This window comes from Pantoea sp. Morm (genome assembly GCF_016643525.1).
In the GTDB taxonomy this organism is placed as follows: Bacteria; Pseudomonadota; Gammaproteobacteria; order Enterobacterales; family Enterobacteriaceae; genus Pantoea; species Pantoea dispersa.
The window spans coordinates 1-602 of the sequence record NZ_VOQX01000285.1; the positions used below are offsets into that span (position 1 = coordinate 1).

General features: G+C 54.3%; 1 protein-coding gene. It reads right to left on the reverse strand.

The window, feature by feature from the left end; translation table 11 throughout:
• On the reverse strand, nt 1-602 hold a 602-nt coding region (metA, locus tag FT726_RS27600; RefSeq protein WP_346303880.1), incomplete at both ends, for a homoserine O-succinyltransferase.

Consider the following 602-nt stretch of genomic DNA (forward strand, 5'->3'; position numbering starts at 1 on the left):
CTCCCCCGACAGCGTGAGAGCGTCATATTCCGGATGGCCGGTGACAAACGCCAGTCGTTTGTCTTTACTCGCCATCAGATAGGCACCGGTGCTCTCTGATTCGGCAAACAGCTCGAGATCGGTGTAGTCACGAATCAGCTGGCTGGGAAAATCAGCATAGCGTGAATGCGGTGCCAGGAAGTTGTCATCAAAACCGCGCGTCAGCAGCGCGTGCGGATGAAGGATCTGATGCTCATAGACGCCTGACAGCTTGTTCTGTCGCGTCTGTTTAGGAATGCCATACAGGATGTTAAGCGCCGCCTGCACCGCCCAGCAAACGAACAGGGTAGAAGTGACGTGCTCTTTCGCCCAGTGCAGCACGCGCTGAATCTGTGGCCAGTAGGCAACATCATTGAAATCAACCAGCCCCAGCGGCGCGCCGGTGACAATCAGGCCGTCAAAGTTATCGTTAGCGATATCGTCGAAGTTGCAGTAGAAGTTGTTCAGATGCTCGCTTGGTGTGTTGCGCGACTCGCGACTGTCGATGCGTAACAGCTGGACATCGATCTGCAGCGGCGAGTTAGAGAGCAGGCGCAGAAACTTGTTTTCCGTTTCAATTTTTT